At 44.6% G+C, this 20961-nt stretch carries 15 protein-coding genes; 13 read left to right on the top strand and 2 right to left on the bottom strand.

Annotation, left to right across the window (positions count from 1 at the left end; all coding sequences use genetic code 11):
• Positions 1-151: 151 nt before the first annotated feature.
• The 4 genes from MKY95_RS20125 (at position 152) to MKY95_RS20110 (ending at position 5450) form a co-directional block, all read left to right on the top strand.
• Positions 152-832, top strand: a complete 681-nt coding sequence (locus tag MKY95_RS20125) for a hypothetical protein (RefSeq protein WP_076317567.1) — start codon at positions 152-154, stop codon at positions 830-832.
• Between the two features lie 548 nt (positions 833-1380).
• Complete coding sequence (locus MKY95_RS20120; protein WP_339194152.1) at positions 1381-2970, top strand: methyl-accepting chemotaxis protein; 1590 nt, start codon at positions 1381-1383, stop codon at positions 2968-2970.
• A 24-nt stretch (positions 2971-2994) separates the two neighbouring features.
• On the top strand, positions 2995-3420 hold the full coding sequence (locus MKY95_RS20115) for a chemotaxis protein CheW (protein ID WP_339194150.1): 426 nt from the start codon (positions 2995-2997) through the stop codon (positions 3418-3420).
• A 14-nt stretch (positions 3421-3434) separates the two neighbouring features.
• Positions 3435-5450, top strand: a complete 2016-nt coding sequence (locus tag MKY95_RS20110; RefSeq protein ID WP_339194149.1) for a chemotaxis protein CheA — start codon at positions 3435-3437, stop codon at positions 5448-5450.
• Positions 5451-5547: 97 nt separating this feature from the next.
• Here MKY95_RS20110 and MKY95_RS20105 read toward each other — a convergent pair whose 3' ends face one another.
• Complete coding sequence (locus MKY95_RS20105; protein ID WP_076328475.1) at positions 5548-6432, bottom strand: LysR family transcriptional regulator; 885 nt, start codon at positions 6430-6432, stop codon at positions 5548-5550.
• A 112-nt stretch (positions 6433-6544) separates the two neighbouring features.
• Here MKY95_RS20105 and zwf point away from each other — a divergent pair, with 112 nt between their 5' ends.
• From zwf to MKY95_RS20065, 8 genes are all read left to right on the top strand, one after another.
• Positions 6545-8068, top strand: coding sequence for a glucose-6-phosphate dehydrogenase (gene zwf, locus MKY95_RS20100; RefSeq protein ID WP_036613459.1), 1524 nt, complete (start codon positions 6545-6547; stop codon positions 8066-8068).
• A gap of 36 nt (positions 8069-8104) precedes the next feature.
• Positions 8105-8770 carry a fructose-6-phosphate aldolase gene (fsa, locus tag MKY95_RS20095; protein ID WP_036613461.1) on the top strand — a complete coding sequence of 222 codons (666 nt, stop codon included), beginning with the start codon at positions 8105-8107 and terminating at the stop codon, positions 8768-8770.
• Between the two features lie 68 nt (positions 8771-8838).
• Positions 8839-10257: an NADP-dependent phosphogluconate dehydrogenase gene (gndA, locus tag MKY95_RS20090; RefSeq protein WP_036613463.1), complete on the top strand. Its 1419-nt coding sequence runs from the start codon at positions 8839-8841 to the stop codon at positions 10255-10257.
• 246 nt (positions 10258-10503) lie between these two features.
• Positions 10504-11607, top strand: coding sequence for a metallophosphoesterase (locus MKY95_RS20085; protein WP_076250089.1), 1104 nt, complete (start codon positions 10504-10506; stop codon positions 11605-11607).
• Between the two features lie 333 nt (positions 11608-11940).
• Complete coding sequence (locus MKY95_RS20080; RefSeq protein ID WP_036613466.1) at positions 11941-12795, top strand: PRD domain-containing protein; 855 nt, start codon at positions 11941-11943, stop codon at positions 12793-12795.
• A gap of 132 nt (positions 12796-12927) precedes the next feature.
• Positions 12928-14847, top strand: coding sequence for a beta-glucoside-specific PTS transporter subunit IIABC (locus tag MKY95_RS20075; RefSeq protein ID WP_339194147.1), 1920 nt, complete (start codon positions 12928-12930; stop codon positions 14845-14847).
• A 49-nt stretch (positions 14848-14896) separates the two neighbouring features.
• Entirely contained in the window at positions 14897-16360 is a 1464-nt protein-coding gene (ascB, locus tag MKY95_RS20070; RefSeq protein ID WP_017687861.1) for a 6-phospho-beta-glucosidase, read from the top strand.
• Positions 16361-16528: 168 nt separating this feature from the next.
• A complete protein-coding gene (locus MKY95_RS20065) occupies positions 16529-17095 on the top strand; it encodes a 5'-nucleotidase (RefSeq protein ID WP_036613472.1) in 567 nt (188 codons plus the stop codon).
• 24 nt (positions 17096-17119) lie between these two features.
• Here MKY95_RS20065 and MKY95_RS20060 read toward each other — a convergent pair whose 3' ends face one another.
• Entirely contained in the window at positions 17120-17989 is an 870-nt protein-coding gene (locus MKY95_RS20060) for an AraC family transcriptional regulator (RefSeq protein ID WP_339194146.1), read from the bottom strand.
• Positions 17990-18231: 242 nt separating this feature from the next.
• Here MKY95_RS20060 and MKY95_RS20055 point away from each other — a divergent pair, with 242 nt between their 5' ends.
• A complete protein-coding gene (locus MKY95_RS20055) occupies positions 18232-20853 on the top strand; it encodes a family 78 glycoside hydrolase catalytic domain (RefSeq protein ID WP_339194144.1) in 2622 nt (873 codons plus the stop codon).
• The last annotated feature ends 108 nt before the right edge of the window (positions 20854-20961 follow it).

Here is a 20961-nt window from a genome sequence, read left to right as displayed (position 1 = left end):
TACACAGCCTGTAACTGGAGAATATCAGTTGCAGGCTTTTTTGATGTGTCGATGTAATAATCGTATGATAAAAATTCAAAATGCTTGAGTCAGTGGGTTACGTTCTCTGTTAGTATAGTATGAACATCCAACCAAAACGGAGGACTCACGAATGAACATGTCAGAAATGAAAACGCTTGAAACTGCAATGAGTTATGCACCTATTTTGATGTTTGACAGAGCCGAACCCTTTTATCCTGATTTTGTTGGCATTTCTGTGTTGCATCAATCTGGGCCTTCACCATCGTTCAGAAGGGACATTAAGTTTCCGACCGAGGTAGTACAATATGTAATTGAATATGCAATCTGGTGGGATTATGAGATTGGACATCTGTATGAAATGGAGCATGTATGGGTTTATGTGGGTCATGACGGAGAGGTAGTAGACTGTGAAGCCAGCTTTCATGGGAAGGTGCTACGCGGATTATTGAAGGAACGGGTCAATGTGGTTGGACATCATGTATGTCTGTACTCACAGCCTGGCAAACATGCCTTCTCACCACTTCCGGTTGTATTTGAGTTATTGCCAAACCTGTATAGTGCAGCAGGTGCCGAAGCTGGATGTGATGGGCTACTTGTGAATGAGTTGTTTCAAGATTATTTTGAAACAAATGAACAGATCGATGATCAGGTAGAGCGTTATCTCCAGGCCAAAGCGTTTGTACCTACCATGGAGTTCGAAGAATATTTACTAAAACCGGAGATGTTCATGACGTGGGATAATCTGTTTGGAATTATTCCGCACAGGATTAAGGACCGCCTAATGGAACTGGAGCAGCTATATAACACATAAATAATTAGTTTTAAACGGGTTTTATGTTAATTTAAAGTGTGTTTTTTCGCTTCAGAACCAAACTTTGTTGATTCGGGTTTGGTTTTTTTTATGGGAAAATGGACTCAGTATAAGTAATCATTTATTAGACTTAGGTCTTGAAATGTTGAGTGTGTACAGAAAAAATACATAATTTTTTGTGTGGAAAATGATATTTGTTAGACGTAAGAACTATATAACTTCTTGTATAAATAAAAGAAGATCATGTCACATGAAATTTTGTATGGAGATGTATGTGTAAGTCAATGCAGAATGTTGATTATACGTATATATGTAAATGAAAAAAACAATTTAATAGGTAAAAAGTATAATTTATATTAAAAAGAAGATTCTTTATATCTGAAATAAAAATTCATAATAGTGCAAATTTATAGAAATAAAAATCTCCTATTCAGTTTTAATATATTTATGTCGAAATAGATCGTAAGTTGTCTGGAGCGCGACCAAGAGAAGGGTTTACCAAGCGTTATATACATAACTGGACACTACGATGCCTAGGAGGAGATTACATGAAGTGGTTTGGAAATTTGAAAACAGCAACAAAGATTATCTCAGCGTTTTTAGTTGTGTCGATAATCCTTGCGGCGCTTGGCGTCTACTCTGTAGTAACATTGAGAAGTACGAATGAACGAATGCAAGAGATGTATAACAACAATCTAATCTCTGTGAAAGAATTATCCTCTGCTCAGATTGATTATCAAAGAATGCGTGTGAACGTGCGTGATTTGAGCTTTGAAACCGTTGAAACCGAAAAAACTCGGATCACGGAGAACATCGCTTCGATCCGTCAGAGTGTGAATGATCGCCTGACCATCTATCGTCCGCTTGCAACAACCCCTGAAGAAATAGAGTTACTCCGTAATTTTGATGCGGAATATCCAGGATATTTAACAATGTTTGAACGAGCAACTAATCTGGCTGTTGCAGATGATCAAAGTGCCTTTAATACCTTCCTTAAATCTGAGCTTAAACCACAAGGAGACAGGATTGTAGAACTCCTTACCAATTTGATCGACCTTAATGAAAGTATGGCTGAACAGGCGAATATACAATCTCAGGCTGCCTATTCACAAGCATTTAAAGTAACGATAATTCTTGTGGTTCTGTCCGTACTCTTCAGTATTCTCATTGGATATATCATCTCTCGCTCCATTTCGAAGCCACTCATGGCCATGCTGGGTCTAGCTACGGAAGTTGCCAATGGAAATCTAACCCTTAAGTCAGACATCTCCAGCAAAGATGAAGTGGGTCAACTAGCCGCGGCACTGAATCGGATGGTCGATAATCTGAAAGAGTTAATTAACAATATCGTAATGAACTCCCAAAGTGTTGCAGCTTCTTCGGAACAGATCTCAGCCAGCACACAGGAAATTGCGAGCACCAGCACAAGCCAATCCAGTGAGGCGGGAAATATCTCCGAATTGTTCAAGGAGCTTTCACTTGCCATTAACTCCGTCGCTGCAAGTGCGGAAGAAGCGGCTGAACTGTCCAACGATACGGTGAAGACTGCTCGTGAAGGTGGACTTGTTGTACAGACTTCATTGGAAGGTATGCAAGCTGTTAATACAAAAATGACTAAACTTGAAGATGATTCTCGTAAAATCGGTGACATCATTGAAGTGATTGATGATATTGCTGAGCAGACCAATCTGCTAGCGCTGAATGCTGCAATTGAAGCGGCACGTGCCGGAGAACAAGGACGAGGATTCGCCGTAGTAGCAGATGAAGTCCGGAAGCTTGCCGAACGAAGTGGCGAGGCGACCAAAGAAATTACAGCCATCATCAAAGCAATGCAGGAAAATACGAGACAAAGTGTACAGGCTGTAGCAGCCAGTGTTGAGCAGTCTTCCATGACGGGACAGGCGTTTGATCAGATCATTGATATGGTCAATAACTCTTCACAGAAAGTAAACGAAATTGCTGCTGCATGTGAAGAAGAAGCAGCCCAAGCCGCAGAGGTGATGAGCTCTGTTGAATCCATCTCGGCTTCCAGTGAGGAATCCGCTGCAGCGTCTGAAGAGACAGCGGCAACATGCCAGTCTTTGGCGCATCTTGCGGAAGAACTGGCGAATTCGGCAGCTGCCTTCAAAACAAATTAATAAAATTGAATTGAGGGTGAATTGATGTCTTCACTTCAGAAGGAACAATATATTGAACTGTCTGTAGGTGCAGAGACTTGCGCCATTCGAATCGAAGAAATTCACGAAATTATTAAAATGCTCAGCATTACAGATATCCCATTCAGCCGCCCAGAGATCAAAGGGGTAGTTAATCTGCGTGGCAAGGTTGTATGTGTAATGAGCCTTCGTAATTTGCTGGGTATGCCGGATGAAGCGGACACCAGAGCGACGCGTATTATCGTAGTTCGACATCAGGATGAATATATTGGCTTGATCGTGGATCGCGTGAACAAGGTAACCACATATTCGGACATACATCCGCCAACCGGCGGATATGGTCGTAACCGTGAAGGTTTATTCCATGGTGTGGGTCAACAGGAAGACAAGCTTGTGAGCATTTTGAAACTGGACGAAATATTGGGCGGTTAGGGAGGTATATACGAATGATGGATTTGTCTGCCTACCGTGACATCTTTATCGAAGAACTGAATGATCAACTGGAACGTATGGATCAGTCTTTATTGGCATTGGAGCTTTCGCCTTCTGTAGAACTGGTTCAGACGCTGTTTCGGGCAGCCCATACCATCAAGGGATCGGCATCCACTATGGATTTCCGTGAATTAAGCGACCTTACGCATGAAGTGGAGTATGCTCTTGAATGGGTCCGGGAGAAAAAACCGGAGATGACTTCGGAGCTAATTGATACGTTGTTCCGCTCTTTGGACGCCATGAAGGTGCTTCGTGATCAGTACATCCGTGGGGAAGCCTATGCAGACTTTCGAGCGGTAGTACGAGAAATAAAGGATTTAATTCAGACCCCGGCAGTAGTCGGGCAACTTAAAGTACCTCAATTGCAACCAGCAGAATCGATTGTGGCACAGGTGGCTATAGTGTCAGGCAAGCAGTTATTGTCCATTCATGTTGTGCTGGAGCAGAAGTGCATGATGAAAGCGGCCAGATATCATATTTTACGACAACGTATCGAGGACATCTGTGGTACGGTTGTCGCTACTTCGCTCATGGAGAGTCAACCGGGCGCGCAAAATGAAGATGATCATTATGGTCAGTTCATCATCATCGTAGCAACGTCGAAGGACCCACAGCAGCTTAAGGCAGAGCTGTCTTCAGACTCGGATATTCATATGCTGGAGATTGATCCATATCTGCTGGAATCCAATGAGGTTGCAGCGACTTCTGCACCACTTGAATTAATCTCTGAAACAGTGCAATCGAAACAAAGCTTGCCTACCGTGAATACAACTGGGCCGGATGAGAAAGTGAAAGCTGCGCAACCTACAGTTCGTGTGAGTGTTGAGCGTCTGGACCATTTGATGAATTTGGTCGGTGAACTGTTAATTGATCAGACATCCCTTGCAGATCTGAGTGGCACGGGTGCACGTAAGGAGTCTTCAACACTCATCCGGAGTATTAGTGGTGTATCCGATCATATGGGCAGGGTGATCAAGGAACTCCAAGAAGGTGTGATGAAGACACGGATGTTACCTATTGATCAACTATTCAGTCGATTCCCGAGATTGGTTCGTGACCTATCGCAGAAGCTTGGTAAGGATCTGGAACTGGTTATTCAAGGTGGAGAGACTGAGCTTGACCGGATGATTATTGAAGAACTGAGTGACCCCCTGATCCATCTCATCCGCAACAGTGCAGATCATGGCATTGAAAGTGCAGAGGTTCGAGCGGAGCTCGGCAAGCCGTCCAAAGGACGAATTACATTAACTTCATTTCATGAAGAAAATCATGTTGTCATTCGTTATTCGGATGATGGCAAAGGTATCGATGGTGAGAAGATTAAAGCTTCCGCCTTGGGCAAAGGTATCATTAGTGAGGAACAGGCTGCACGCCTAACAACACAGGAAGCTGTCCATCTCATATTTGAGCCTGGCTTCTCGACGGCTTCTTCTGTCAGTGAAGTATCAGGACGCGGTGTTGGAATGGACATCGTGCGTAGTCAGATCGGGCGACTCAACGGTATCATTGATATTGATACGGAGGTAGGTGTGGGTACCACGTTTACGATTCATCTACCACTCACACTGGCGATTATTAAAGGTCTGTTAGTCAAAGTGTCGGGCCGTGTGCTGATCTTGCCGATGTATAATGTTGCTGAGATTGTTCGAATTTCACCTGAAGATATTCAGATGATTCAGGGGCAACAAGCGATCCTGAATCATGGACGAATTGTACCTTTTCACCGACTGTGCGACAGGCTCAACTATCCACGAACGGACCGTAAATCCAAAACCATTCCATTGGTGATCGTGCGATCTGTTGATAAAATTGCAGCTTACGCAGTAGATGAGATTATAGGAAATCAGGAAGTCGTTATTAAGACGCTTGGTACGTATCTGGGAGCGATGAACCATCTATCTGGTGCAACGATTCTCGGTAATGGTAAGGTTGCCCTTATATTGGACGCGTCTTATCTGGTGAGTCTTTAATCGTTAGATAAACACAAACAATATGCAGGCTAAAGAGCCTCATCATCCATAACTGGACGGTGGGGCTCTTTGTTGTACCTTTTGACATTGTGGACACTCAGGCTTTGAAAATGAGATCCATAAACCGGTTGGCAGCTAGAGAAATCGGCATATTGCGCTTGGTCATAATCCCCACATGGGAAGGGGGGAGCGGGACATCAAGCTGAATTTCGAAGAGAGAGCCTTCCTCCAGCTCTTTGGATATAAATTCACGTGTGACATAGGAAATACCCAGTCCTCGACGCGCAAACTCAATCAACAGATCAACACTACCAACCTCAATCTCAGGTTTCAACGTGTAATTATAGCTGTTAAACAACTCAGTTATAGCCATCCGAACACGGCTGTTCCGGGAGAAGAGGATCAGTTGATGCTCCAGAAGCATCTCAAGTGTCATGACTTTACCCTTCAACTGAGCATAACGTTCCCCAGCTACAAAACAGTCCTTCAACTGAATACTTTCCCTGACTTCTAGCTGTGGATCAACAATGGGCATCCGAACAACACCAAGATCAATCTTGCCTTCTTTCAGAAAGGTAATCACTTCCGGCGTAGTTCCATGACTCAGATGTAGCTTGATGTTAGGGTACAAGGTGTGGAATTCCTCTAAATACGCCAGCATGTAATGCTTGAATAGGGAGTCACTGCCACCAATCCGGAGTTCACCATTGTCGAGATTCTTCAGTGCGGCCATTTTTTCTTCCGCAAGGGAGATCAGAATCTGGGATTGTTCAATATAGGAGTATAGACTGGCACCTTCCTGTGTCAACGCTACACCCTTGGAATTTCGATAAAACAAGGTAAGACCAAAGCTCTCTTCCAATTGCTTAATGGCATGACTGACGCTGGGTTGAGTGATATACAGTGCTTTCGCAGCCTGTGTCAAACTTCCCGTTTTGGCGGCCCAATAAAAGACTTTATATAGTTCGTAATTTGTAGTCATAGATGTGGTCTATAGCTCCTGTGAAATATATTAATTACTTGTATGGCTATAAAACGTATTATAGTGTAACTACAACAAAGAAACCAGAGTTACTTGGAAGGAGAACGGTAAGATGGAACCAACTACCATTGTTTTATTTGGTGCAACTGGCGATTTAGCCAAAAGAAAAATATATCCTGCCTTATATAACTTATATCTTGAGCAGAAGCTTCCTGAAACCTTCTCATTGATTGGTCTGGGGCGTAGAGATTGGTCTGATGAATTCTTTCAGGCACAAGTGGAAAAATCATTAAATGAATTTTCCAGACGCCAAGCTGATCCTGAAGTTGTGAAGTCATTTGTGAAAGCTTTCCGCTACAGTGTATTGAATATAAGCCATAAGGAAGATTATATAAAGCTGTTGGGATTAGTTGAACAAAGAGAAGCTGAGCTTGGCATTCCGTCCAATCGCTTGTTTTATCTCTCGGTTGGTCCTGAATTTTTCGAACCGATTGCCGAGAACATTCAAGAAAGTGGACTGGGTTCCACAGAGGGATGGAAACGTCTCGTTATCGAGAAGCCATTTGGTCACGACCTGCAGTCCGCTAGAGACCTTAATCGCAAATTAAGCGAATCGTTCACGGAGGAAGAGATTTATCGGATTGACCACTATTTGGGCAAACCGATGGTACAGCGTCTGGAGACGTTGCATCAGAGTAACCCAATCATGAAGGCGTTATGGAACAACCGTTACATCTCCAATGTGCAAATTACGGCGAATGAGACTGTAGGTGTCGAAGAACGTGCATCCTATTATGATCATGTTGGTGCAGTGCGAGACATGTTCCAGAATCATATGTTGCAATTGCTCATGATGATGGCGATCCAGCTACCATACAACAGTACTTCCGAAAAAGTTGGATTGAAGAAAAAACACATTATGGAATCGATCCAGCCGTTACAAAAACAAACTGTGGGTGCAAACATCATCCGTGGACAGTATGCAGAAGGCAACATTCAAGGTAAACCGGTAAATGCGTATACTGCTGAACCGGGTGTAGCCGAGAATACGATGAATGACACATTCATTGCTGCCAAATTGCAAATTGATGATTTCTTCTGGCGTGGTGTTCCGTTTTACATTCGCACGGGTAAAAGAATGAAGGAGAAATCAACACGTATCGTGATTGAATTCAAAGAACCTTCAGGACAGACAAATGTGCTGAAAAACAAGGGTTCCAAGCCAAACCTGCTCGTCATTGAGATGAGTCCGGATCAGAGCATGACATTGCAACTGAATGCAAGTGATCCTGAGAATAAAGGTGAATTCAAACCGGTTCATATTGATCTTTCTCCGGACAAAGGTGACCTTGCGGAAGCTTACGAGAATCTGATTCGTGATGCTTTGCTGGGTGATCCAACCTTCTTTGCCCACTGGGATGAAGTAGAATTGTCATGGGCATGGGTGCAGCCAATTCTGGATGCATTCCAGGAAAATCTGTTGCCACTTCACCTGTATCCTGCGGGTAGCTATGGACCGGTTGAATCAGATGTTATGCTTGAAGAAGAAGGTCACCACTGGTGGTTTGATGAGCCGGCGGATCAGGAGTCTGTAGTTACAAATAGCATACCCTTGGCGGTTAATGCGAATCTCTAAACCAAAATAAAAAATATATCTGGAGGTAATTTAATCATGAAATTTTTTATCGATACAGCTAACGTGGAAGATATCCAAAAAGCATACAAAATCGGCGTATTGTCTGGCGTAACAACAAACCCATCTTTGGTAGCTAAAGAAGGCGTGAAATTCGAAGATCGTATTGAAGAAATCTTGCGTTTGGTACCTGAAGTGGAGTCCGTTTCTGCGGAAGTGACACCAGATGCCCTTACTGCTGAAGAAATGATCGCGCAAGCAGACGAATTGATCAAAATTAACAACAGCGACAAAAACATCACGATCAAATTGCCGATGACACTTGCAGGACTTGAAGCTTGCCGTTACTTGACCAAAAAAGGTGTGAAAACCAACGTAACGTTGATCTTCACGGTGAACCAGGCACTTCTGGCTGCTCGTGCTGGTGCAACATATGTATCCCCATTCCTGGGACGTCTTGATGATATCTCCGAGGATGGCGTACAATTGGTTACCAAAATTGCTGAATTGTTCCGTACACATAACCTGGATGCACAGATTATTGCGGCTTCTGTAAGACATCCGGATCACGTTACACGTGTAGCGATGGCTGGAGCACATATTGCTACTGTTCCATTCTCCGTCATTGAACAAATCTCCAAACACCCACTGACAGATCAAGGTATGGACAAATTTGCAGCGGACTGGAAAAAAACAGTACAATAATCACTGAACATATATTCGTTTCAACTTACAATAAAACTATATAAATCATGGAGCATTGGGAGGACATAATGAGTAAACAACAGATTGGTGTTATTGGATTGGCAGTAATGGGTAAAAACCTGGCTTTGAATATTGAAAGCAAAGGTTTCTCGGTAGCGGTATTTAACCGTTCCCCAGAGAAAACGAACGATCTTCTGAAAGAAGCAGAAGGTAAAAACCTGACAGGTGCGTTCACTATTGAAGAATTCGTGGAATCCCTGGAGTCTCCGCGTAAAATTCTGATCATGGTCCAAGCAGGTAAAGCAACAGATGCAACGATCGAGCAACTGCTTCCTCATCTGGATCAAGGCGACATTATTATCGATGGAGGTAATGCTTACTTCCCTGACACACAACGTCGCAGTAAAGAACTGGAAGAAAAAGGTTTCCGCTTCATCGGAGCAGGTGTATCCGGTGGTGAAGAAGGCGCACTGAAAGGCCCGGCAATCATGCCAGGCGGTCAGGAAAGTGCTTATCAGTTGGTAGAACCGATCCTGACAGCGATCTCTGCCAAAGTTGGCGATGACGCTTGCAGCACATATATCGGACCAGACGGTGCCGGACACTATGTGAAAATGGTGCATAACGGTATCGAGTACGGAGATATGCAGTTGATTGGTGAAGCTTATCACTTGCTCAAATCCGTATTGAACGTTTCCGTTGAAGAGTTGCATGAGATCTTCACCGAGTGGAATCAAGGGGAGCTGGACAGCTACCTGATCGAAATCACGGCAGATATCTTCTCCAAATACGATCCAGAAACAGGCAAACCAATGGTTGACGTTATTCTGGACGCGGCTGGACAAAAAGGAACAGGTAAATGGACAAGCCAAAGTGCGCTGGATCTCGGCGTTCCATTGTCCATGATTACGGAATCCGTATTCTCCCGTTTCCTCTCTGCGATGAAGGACGAGCGTGTAGCAGCTAGCAAAATCCTGAATGGACCAGCGACTGAAGCGTTCTCCGGCGACAAAAAAGCGTTCATCGAGAACGTGCGTAAAGCATTGTTTGCAAGTAAAATCGTATCCTATGCACAAGGATTTGCACAAATGCGTGCAGCTTCCGATGAATACGGTTGGGATCTGAAATACGGTAACATTGCCATGATCTTCCGTGGTGGTTGCATCATCCGTTCGCAGTTCTTGCAGAACATTAAAGAAGCATATGACAAAGATGCAGAACTCAAAAACCTGCTCTTGGATCCTTACTTCCAAAACATCGTTGAATCTTATCAAGGTGCATGGCGTGAAGTTATAGCGGCTGCTGTAAAACAAGGTATTCCAGTACCTGGATTTTCCAGCGCACTGTCTTACTACGACAGCTACCGTACAGAGCGTTTGCCAGCAAACTTGCTGCAAGCTCAACGTGACTACTTCGGTGCTCACACATTCAAACGTGTTGACAAAGAAGGTTCATTCCACTTCCAGTGGATGGACACTAACGAGTAATTTTAATTCCGAAAATATAGCATTCCTGCAGTTGTCCTTGAATTTAATTATTCAGGGCGGCAGCGGGAATGCTTTTTCTCGTTAATGGTTCGAATTTGAATATCATCAAATTGTAATAAAATGTACGAATCTGGGTTTGGTAAACAGATGATCTGACCCTTCAACTACGTTATACTTGTTCAGACGGACCTGTGTCCGTAATGAAAATTCAGAATACAACTTATTGACGTGGAGGTTAGACCGGGCATGTTTGTATTAGCAGGTATATTGTTTTTGGTCGTATACGGTTTATTAGTGTTCTACATAGGCTGGAGCGGTTGGAGTTGGATGAAACCAGTTGTGTCCGCCAGATTTCGATGGTTTTATATTATAGCGCTCGTATTCCTTGCCGTTTCCTTCATTTTGGCACGGGTATTTGGAAGCATTTCGTTCCTCGGTATCATCGGTTCTTACTGGCTGGCAATCTTCTCGTTGTTATTGTTGATCCTGCCCGTCGTCCACCTCACGATGTGGTTGCTGAGATTAACCCGTATTCCAAGACATCACACACAGAAATGGGCGGGAGTTGTTACGCTGGTGCTGTTAGTGTCCACATTGGGTTACGGAATTTTCAACGCTTACAGCCCTGTAGTGAGAACGTATAATATCCAGATTGATAAAAAAGTAGAAGGTGTAGACAAGCTCAACATTGTCATGGCTGCCGATATGCACTTTGGACTTCTATCTGGCCCTGCACATGCCAAACGCATGGTGGAGGAAATTAATGCACTGAAGCCGGATCTGGTGCTGTATCCTGGAGATATTATTGATGACAATCTGGATATGTACCGCAATAGCGGAATTGCCGATATTATCAGTGATATTCAGGCCCCATACGGCGTCTATGCTTCACTCGGGAATCACGATAAGTTCGATGGTCCGATTGAAGATCTGATTGCTGCGCTGGAGAAGAGCAACATGCAAGTTCTGTACGATGACAAAATTGTCCTGGATGACAAGATCACCCTAATTGGACGGAAAGACCGAACAGAGAAGGATCGGGCAGAAGTCGCTACTTTAATGCAAGGCACTGATTTGACCCAACCGGTACTTATGATGGATCATCAGCCGTATGATCTGGATATTGCGGAGCAGAATAATGTAGATCTGGTCGTATCTGGTCACACCCATCGTGGTCAGATTGCACCGGCTCAGTTCATTACACAAGCGATCTACGAGAATGATTGGGGTTATCTGCAAAAGGGCTCTATGCACTCCATCGTAACGTCAGGATTTGGATTCTGGGGACCTCCAATTCGTACTAGTAGTCGTTCGGAGATTGTACAGATTAATGTTACGTTCCAGCAATAATACGGTGGGCCCTTCGAGAGAAGGGTCTTTTTTGTTCGAAGCAAGTGATCAAGTGATGCTTATTGGTTGATTTCGTTTGAATCTGCTCCAAAATGTTAATACTAAAGCATATGCACCCTTAAACGTGGAAGCTTAGGGAAAAGACTCATGTAAGGGAATGAAGTGGAATAGCAATAGTAGGATTTTTGGGTTGACACCGTTTTCAGGTTATGATAAATTATATCCGAGGCTTGTTACCGGTAATGCGGGCAAAACCACTATGGAAATGATTTTATTATTTCTGTTTTGGTTTTGCCCTTTTTTATTCCTCAAAAAAAACCAGGTGGGTCCATAATGATTATTAAACAGATATTTAATAACAATATTGTCAGTACCGTGGATGACAAAAATCAGGAACTACTGATCCTCGGCCGGGGTATCGGATTTAAGTTCAAAGCAGGCGATGAGATTGATGAAGAGCGGATTGAGAAGGTATTTCGTCTTCAGGATGCATCGATTTATGAGAAATTCAAATCCATCGTAGCTGAAGTGCCGATTGAGATTCTGCAGGCAACAGATGATATTGTGACACTGGCACGAACGCAATTGAACAAAACCATCAGTGACGGGATCTATGTCTCGCTATCTGATCACATTCACTTTGCTGTTCAGCGCTTGGAAAAAGGAATGATTACTCGAAATCCACTTTCTTGGGAAGTTCAGCACTTCTATAAGGCGGAGTATGATGTGGCCAGAGAAGCACTGACCTTGCTGAAGGAAAGACTGGATATTGAGTTTCCCAAAGATGAAATCTGTAATATTGCCTTACATTTCATCAATGCGGAAGTCAATGATTCCATGAACGATGTCACCCATCTGATGCAGCTGTTGCAGGAGATCATGAATATCATCAAATATCACTTCAACGTCGAATTGGATGAAGATAGCGTCAATTATTTCCGCTTCATCACCCATTTGAAATATTTCTGTCAGCGTGTCATTACACATTCTTCACATGATGATGCTGAGGAGTATTTATATGAAGTGGTTCGGAAAAACTATCCGGAGACATTCAAATGTATTGGCAAGATCGAGACTTTTATCCATAAGAACTATCAGTATGACATGACTCACTCTGAGCAGTTATATCTAACGCTCCATCTGGAACGTTTGATGAAAACCAAGCGGGACGAAAAGTCCACGCAATAGAATCAAATTACAACTGGATATCCTATGGGCTTGTTACTGTTCAATCAGGCAATACCCGAATGAGATGGCGCCATCCATATGCGCTAGATTCGTTCGGGTATTTTTTATTGGAAAAATGAGGAGGAAAACATCATGAAACATCAGGATACGGCGCAGGAAATCATTAAAGCCGTTGGGGGAACAAACAATATTAACTCAGTTTATCACTGCGTCACACGTTTGCGCTTTGATCTAAAAGACAACGAGAAAGTTGATAACGGCTCACTCAAGAAACTGGATAAGGTCATGGGAACGAATATTTCCGGCGATCAATTCCAGGTCATTATCGGTAATGATGTGGCAAAAGTATTCGATGCCATGGTGAGGGAAAATCCAGCAATCCAGCAAACTACAGAAAAGAAAGAGCCAAAGTCGGATAAAAAACAAAATGTCGTGCTGAAAATTTTTGAAACAATCGCAGGTGTCTTTGCTCCAATGCTTCCAGCGATTACTGCGGCAGGTATGCTCAAAGGATTACTTGCACTATTCGTGTCCGTAGGTTGGATGTCTGCCGGAACGGATACGTATCGTATTCTTTCAGCCATTGGTGACGGCGTATTCCACTACCTGCCTTTACTGATTGCAGTCAGCGCTGCTCGTAAATTCGGCAGTAACCCGTTTGTTGCGATTGCACTAGGTACGGCACTCATGTATCCAGACATGACAGCATTGTTATCAAGCGGTGAATCGGTTGGATTCTTGGGAATCCCGGTTACAGCAGTAAGTTATGCTTCATCGGTTATCCCGATTCTTCTTGCAGTATGGTTGATGTCCTATGTTGAGAAATGGGTTGACCGTGTTATCCCTGCTGCACTCAAACTATTGCTTGTGCCGTTGATTACCTTACTTGTTATGGTTCCGGTAACGCTGATTGCGATCGGTCCATTGGGTACATTTGTAGGTAGCGGATTGTCTGGCGGCATCAACTGGCTGCTGAATGAAGGCGGATTGATTGCAGGTATTGTTCTTGGCGGCGCGATGGCGCTCATTATTATGACAGGAATGCACTATGCACTTGTGCCGATCATCCTGAGTAATATCGCTACACTGGGCTTTGATAAATTCTTGCCATTGACCTTTATCTCCAATATGGGTCAGGCTGGTGCAACACTCGGCGTATTCTTCCGGGCAAAAGATAAAAAACTCAAAACGGTGGCATTGTCCACGAGCTTTACCGCACTCATGGGTGTAACGGAGCCAGCTATGTACGGCGTAAATATGAAATACAAAAAACCATTTGCCGCAGCCATGATTGGTAGTGCAGTGGGTGGCGGATTCGCCCTTGCTTTTGGCGCGAAAGCTTACGTTCTTGCGGGTAATGGTGGTCTCCCAGGACTTCCTTCCCTGATCGGACAGACCTTCTGGTATTCCTTTGGGGGTATGATTTTGGCCTTTATCGTGGGTGCAATCATGTCTACGATATTTGGTATCAAGGAAGAAGAAGGAGACGCAGAGGCGTTAGCTCAATTCTCACCTGGTGCTTCTACAGCACCAGCGAAAGTAACTTCCAATGACGCTGCAACCGTAAATGTGGACGACATGGGTGATCCAACACCAACGAGTGATGCAGTAGCTGTTGCACCGATGACAGGTAAATCCATCCCGCTCAAAGAAGTCAACGATCCAACATTTGGTGATGAGTTGATGGGTAAAGGTGTGGCATTTGTTCCAACGGTGGGCGAATTGGTATCTCCAGTGACAGGTACCATCATGAATGTGTTCAAAACAAAACATGCGATCGTTGTCCGCAGTGATAACGGAATGGAATTGTTGATTCATGTTGGTATCAACACGGTGAAGCTGCGTGGACAGTATTTTGATGCACATGTTGCTACAGGAGCACGTGTACAGGCTGGAGACAAGTTACTCACGTTTGAACTGGCCGAGATTGCAAAAGAATACGACATTACAACTGCTATGGTTGTTACCAATACGGCTGATTACAAGCAGGTTCTACCTGTGAAATTGGGCGAAATCACGATGGGTGAAGACGTCTTGAAAGCTGAAATCTAAACTGTTCGTCTTAGGACTAACAATATCAACAAAAGAAGGAGAGATTCGAATGATTAATCGACAAGGGTTTCCGGAAGGTTTTCTATGGGGCGGCGCTATTGCCGCCAACCAGGCTGAAGGTGGATTCGACGCTGGCGGCAAAGGATGGTCGACGGCCGACATGGTTCCTTATTTTGAGAAAAAGGACTACACCAACCTTAGAGAACTGATGCATGTTACCAGTGCAACGGTTGAGAAAGCAATGGCACATCATAGTGCAGAAGGTTATCCGAAGCGTTACGGGATTGATTTTTACCACCGTTTCAAAGAGGATATTGCGCTGTTCGCTGAGCTAGGCTTCAAGACATTCCGTCTGTCCATTAACTGGCCGCGTATTTTTCCGAATGGTTATGATGCCGAGCCGAATGAAGAGGGACTGCGTTTCTATGACGAAGTGTTCGATGAACTCCGGAAATACGATATCGAACCACTTGTAACCCTCTCGCATTATGAGATGCCTATGGCACTTGTTCTGAAATACAACGGCTGGGCTGGGCGCGAAGTGATTGGACATTTTGTAAGATATGCGGAAACCGTGATGAACCGATACAAGGACAAGGTCAAATACTGGTTGACGTTTAATGAGATTAACACAACCATTATTGAACCGTTCACAGGCGGCGGTATTATTGAAGACCGAGTTGAGAACACGATGCAGGCTTCTTATCAAGCACTTCATCATCAATTTGTAGCCAGCAGCCTGGTGACAGAGAAAGCACGTCAGATTAACCCGAACTTCCAGATCGGATGTATGCTTGCGCGTATGATTCACTACCCGGCGACGTCGAAGCCAGAGGATGTGCTGCAAGCACAGATCGATAATCAGCTGAACCTGCTGCATACAGATGTACAAGTTCGTGGTAGTTATCCAACGTTTATGGCTCGGTATTGGGCAGAGAACGGGATTACCATTGCCATGGAACCTGGGGACGAGCAGATCCTGCGTGAGCACACGGTTGATTTCATCTCGTTCAGTTATTACACATCCTTGGTGTCCGCAGTGAACCCAGAGGAATATGGAGTGACGGGTGGTAACCTGTACAGTACAATTAAGAACCCGAATCTGGAGCGTACCGAGTGGGGCTGGCAGCTTGATCCGATCGGCCTGCGCGTTGCACTGAAAGAGCTGTATGACCGTTATCAACTGCCATTGTTTGTGGTAGAGAACGGCCTTGGTGCGAAAGATACGGTTGAAGCAGACGGTTCCATCAACGATGATTACCGGATTGATTATCTGAGAAAACATATTACACAAATGAAAGAAGCCGTTATGGATGGAGTGGACCTGATGGGATATACCAACTGGGGAGCGATTGATATCATCAGTGCATCCACTTCGGAAATGTCCAAACGTTATGGCGTGATCTACGTGGATCAGGATGACAACGGACAAGGCACACTGAATCGGTATAAGAAAAAGAGCTTTGGCTGGTACCAAAAAGTCATTGCCTCGAATGGCGAGAACTTGGAATAGATTAATCTATATAGGCACCCCGGGCGTAGCTGGTATTACGGCGCCGGGGCGCCTTTTTAATATAATCAGGTAGAATTCTCATCAACGCTATTGGCATTTCAAGGTAAAAAAGATGACTACATAACATTCTGGATGGTATACTGTGTTCGTATTGGGGGAGGGATAACCATGAAGAAGCCTATTATTGCTGTAGATATGGATGACACGATATGTCATCTGGTCAAGCGGGCTATATATCACAACAACCTCAACTTCCCGACCCATCCGTTGCGCTACGAGGATATGATTCATTGGGATACATCCCATTTGCGTCATCCAGAGAGCACGCATGATGTATTTTATGGTCGGCCGGGTCTGTTCGAGGAATTGGAGTTATACGACGAATATGTTGTAGATGAGATGCGAAAGCTGAACGATGCTTATGATGTGATTGTTGTGACGGCAGCAGAACCAAGAACAGTCGTTGAGAAGTGGAACTGGCTTCAGCAGCATATGCCTTTTATAACCGCAGAACAGTTTATTACATGCAAAAGAAAAAACTTGCTCGGTTTCGATCTGCTCATTGATGATGGAGCACATAACCTGATCCCCGCGCATGAGGACGGCAAAAAGGTCATCTGTATCCCACATCCGTGGAATATACAGGAGCGTGAGCGATACAACTTTCCGTTGATGTCTTCATGGAAAGAGGCCAAGGCATACATAGATGAAGTGTTACAAGTTGTTGGTGTCTGAAAGTAAATCTTATTGTCCAGAGTGCTATGTTCTGGTTTTTTTGCGATAGGCGAGAGGTGTTTCGCCTGTTATTTTTCTGAATGCAGCATAGAATGAATCCATATCCCGATATCCGACCAGCTCGGCAATCAGACTGACTTTGTGCTGTGAACTCTTTAGAAGTTCGCAGCTTTTTTGTATACGGAGGTGTTGAATGTGGCCGCTAAAGGTCTGTCCGGTATGTCTCAGAAACATTCGGCCAATCTGTTTTTCGCTCCAGCCCGATATACGGACCAGATCAGACATCCGAATACGAGTGCTTACGTGTTCCTTGATATAGTGAAGGATGTAATCAAAACCGGTGGAATGATGCTCTTCATCATAATCCTTTTGATAAAGTTGTCTGTAGGTCATCAATACCAACTGGCTCACCAAGGTGTATAACATGGTAGACGAACCGATTCCCGGAACAGAGGATTCACGGTACAGTTTCACCATTAGTTCTTCAATCCGATCGTTGTGATCCACAACGGATATATAAGGAACCTGATTTTGTGCCAGATCCATCAGATGTTGAATGATTTCTTTTTCCTGAATGATTGCTGTCAGCGTGTGGATCAATTCAGCATTAAATAAGCAATTATATAGAATTAACGGATGCTCGGTTACGTTGGTGCTGACAGGACGAAAGACATGAGGAACGCCGACAGGAATAACAAACAGCATGCCCTTCCTCACCGGAATGATATCTTCACCGATATGATGAAAGCCCTTTCCTTCGGCAACATAGCTATACTCAATAAAATCATGTGCGTGAAAAGGAAGCACAAAATCTTCAGAGCAACGATTGACAAAAAGTTGCAGATGATTATGCAGGAAGTATTCACTTTTCATGAGTTGTACAGATGAATTCACAATTAACCTCCTCGCACAGATGGCTGAATCACCGGATGAAATAGTCCTGATTACCGGGTATTTAGGGCAACAGGATCGATATAATTATATCGTAACCCCGAATGGGAAGCCAAGATGGAAAGGACGATCTGCTAATGTTCAACGTTAGTCACCTTCGCTGTGAGTATAGAATCAATCCGATAGGCCTTGATGTCAAATCACCGAGATTAAGCTGGCAGTTACAGTCTGATCGTCGAAATTGCATGCAATCTGCATACCAGATCCAGCTGTCCCTGTCAGAAGATTTTGATGAGATTGCATGGGATTCTGGCAAGATAAGGACGGATCAATCCATACATGTGGAATTAAACCATTTTCAGCCTTCCCCGCAAACGCGATACTATTACCGGATTCAGGCATGGGATGATGCAGGAAATGATTCGGGCTGGTCCGAATCGGCTTATTTCGAGATGGGACTTATGGATAGTCATAACAAGTGGCAAGCAGAATGGATCACAGCTCAACCATCAGATGATGGAGATACGTCATGCCCGCGTATGCGCAAGCAGTTTAATGTGAAACAACCTGTTACATCTGCAAGAATATATGTAACAGCACTTGGATTATACGAGTTGCATATGAACAACACAAGAGTAGGAGAAGATTATTTTACACCTGGTTGGACCTCTTATCGTAAGCGATTACAATATCAAACCTATGATGTAACTCATCTACTTCAGGATGGGCAGAACATATTAGGCGCTTATCTGGGTGATGGCTGGTACCGAGGGTATCTCGGCTGGAACAAAGAACGGGAGATATTCGGTTCGACTTCCGCATTGCTGCTGGAATTGCATATGAAATACGCAGATGGATCAGAGGAATGTATTTTATCCAACGGGGATTGGACGGCTGCTCCAAGTGCCATTCGTATGTCGGACATCTATATGGGGGAGACGTATGATGCACGAATGGAGTCCGATTGGTCTGATTCATCTCAGACGAATTGGTCACCCGTGAACGTACTGGAGCATCCGAAAGATATCATCGTTGCGCAGGAGAATGTACCCGTCACCCAAGTAGAACAGCTACAGCCAATCGCTTTGTTAACAACCCCACAGGGAGATCGTGTAGTAGACATGGGGCAGAATATGGTGGGATGGGTGAGATTCAGCATTCAAGGTGAGGCGGGTCAGACGGTTGAGCTGCACCATGCTGAGATATTGGATCATGAAGGCAACTTTTACACCGATAATCTTCGCGCCGCCAAGCAGTGTATTAGCTACACGTGCAAGGGGGATGGCGTGGAATCATTTGAACCACATTTTACGTTCCAAGGGTTCCGCTATGTGAAGCTGGTTGGCTTTCCGGAACACGTTTGTCTGGATGAATTCACCGGAATCGTACTGCACTCGAATATGGAGCAAACAGGTCAGTTCTCGTGCTCCAGTCCACTGGTGAACCAACTGCATCACAATATATTGTGGGGGCAAAAGGGGAATTTCCTGGATGTGCCGACAGACTGTCCACAGAGGGATGAACGGCTCGGATGGACCGGGGATGCACAGATGTTTGTCCGCACGTCCTCCTACCTGATGAATACGGCTCCCTTCTTCACCAAATGGCTGCGGGATCTGGAAGCGGATCAGGGAGAAGATGGCGGTATTCCATTCTTCGTTCCGGATCTGAGAAGTTCCACCTCAGAAGGGTGGGGAGACACCAGTCATTCCTCCGCCGCTTGGGGTGATGCTGCAGTCATCTGTCCTTGGACCATCTATGAGATGTATGGGGATGTCAGGTTATTGGACGAACAATATGAGAGTATGAAGCGGTGGGTTGAATACATTCACGTGCAGGGTGACAATCCGTACCTGTGGAACACGGGATTCCACTTTGGCGATTGGCTGGGACTGGACTCCAAGCCTGATAGTTATGTTGGCGCAACGGACACGGATTATGTGGCAACAGCATTCTATGCCTATTCGGTGTCGTTAACTCAAAAAGCGGCTGAGGTCCTTGGAAAAACAGATGATGCTGAATATTTCAAGGAGTTGCATACAAACATTGTTCATGCGTTTAGAAATGAATTCGTGACTCCAGCCGGCAAAATTGCTGTTCCTTCGCAAACAGCACATGTTCTGGCGCTTCAATTTGACCTGCTGGACGCGACTGCCCGAACTCGTGCTGTTGATCAATTGGCGAAACTTGTGAAAGAGGCGGGCAATCATCTTACTACAGGTTTCGTGGGCACACCTTATCTAAATCCGGTATTGAGTGATGCAGGTCTTCACGACCTGGCTTATACATTACTTTTTCAAGAGGATTATCCGTCCTGGCTATATCAGGTGACTCAAGGCGCAACGACCGTCTGGGAACATTGGGATGGGATAAAAGAGGATGGAAGTCTCTGGAGTGCTGATATGAACTCATTTAACCACTATGCGTACGGAGCGATTGGAGAATGGTTGTATCGTTACGTTGCCGGCATTCGGTCCGATGAACATCAGCCAGGATTCCGAATGGTGCATATCGAGCCGCAACCCGGACCTGGACTGGATTGGGTGGAAGCGAGTCTGGAGACGATGTATGGTCAAGTTGCTTCAAGCTGGCACCGGCTGGCGGAGGGTGAAATGGAGATTCGGGTGCATATTCCCACCAACACGAGGGGTACGGTACGTCTTCCTGGAGCAGGTGCACAGATCGTTCTGGAACAAGGGAAACCGTTGGATCAGTTGGATCAGATAAGTGGAGTTCAGGATATTCAAAACATTGGAGACGATGTTGAAGTCACACTTGGATCTGGAAGCTACCAATTTACGTACAAAGACACGGATGCGAAAAAGGATCGGGATGTTCAGGAGGCTGCATTGACAGAGTCCGTATAATGATAGAATAAGCGTGAAGACGTACACTTGAAGAGGATCTGCACACACGCAGGTCCTTTTTCGAACTTGTCTGAGAGTGAATTTGTAGTATTTGAACAATGAAAGGAG

Origin of the sequence: Paenibacillus sp. FSL P4-0176, from assembly GCF_037975265.1 — a bacterium.
Lineage (GTDB): Bacteria > Bacillota > Bacilli > Paenibacillales > Paenibacillaceae > Paenibacillus > Paenibacillus amylolyticus.
This window is presented reverse-complemented; position numbering and strand designations above follow the sequence as displayed.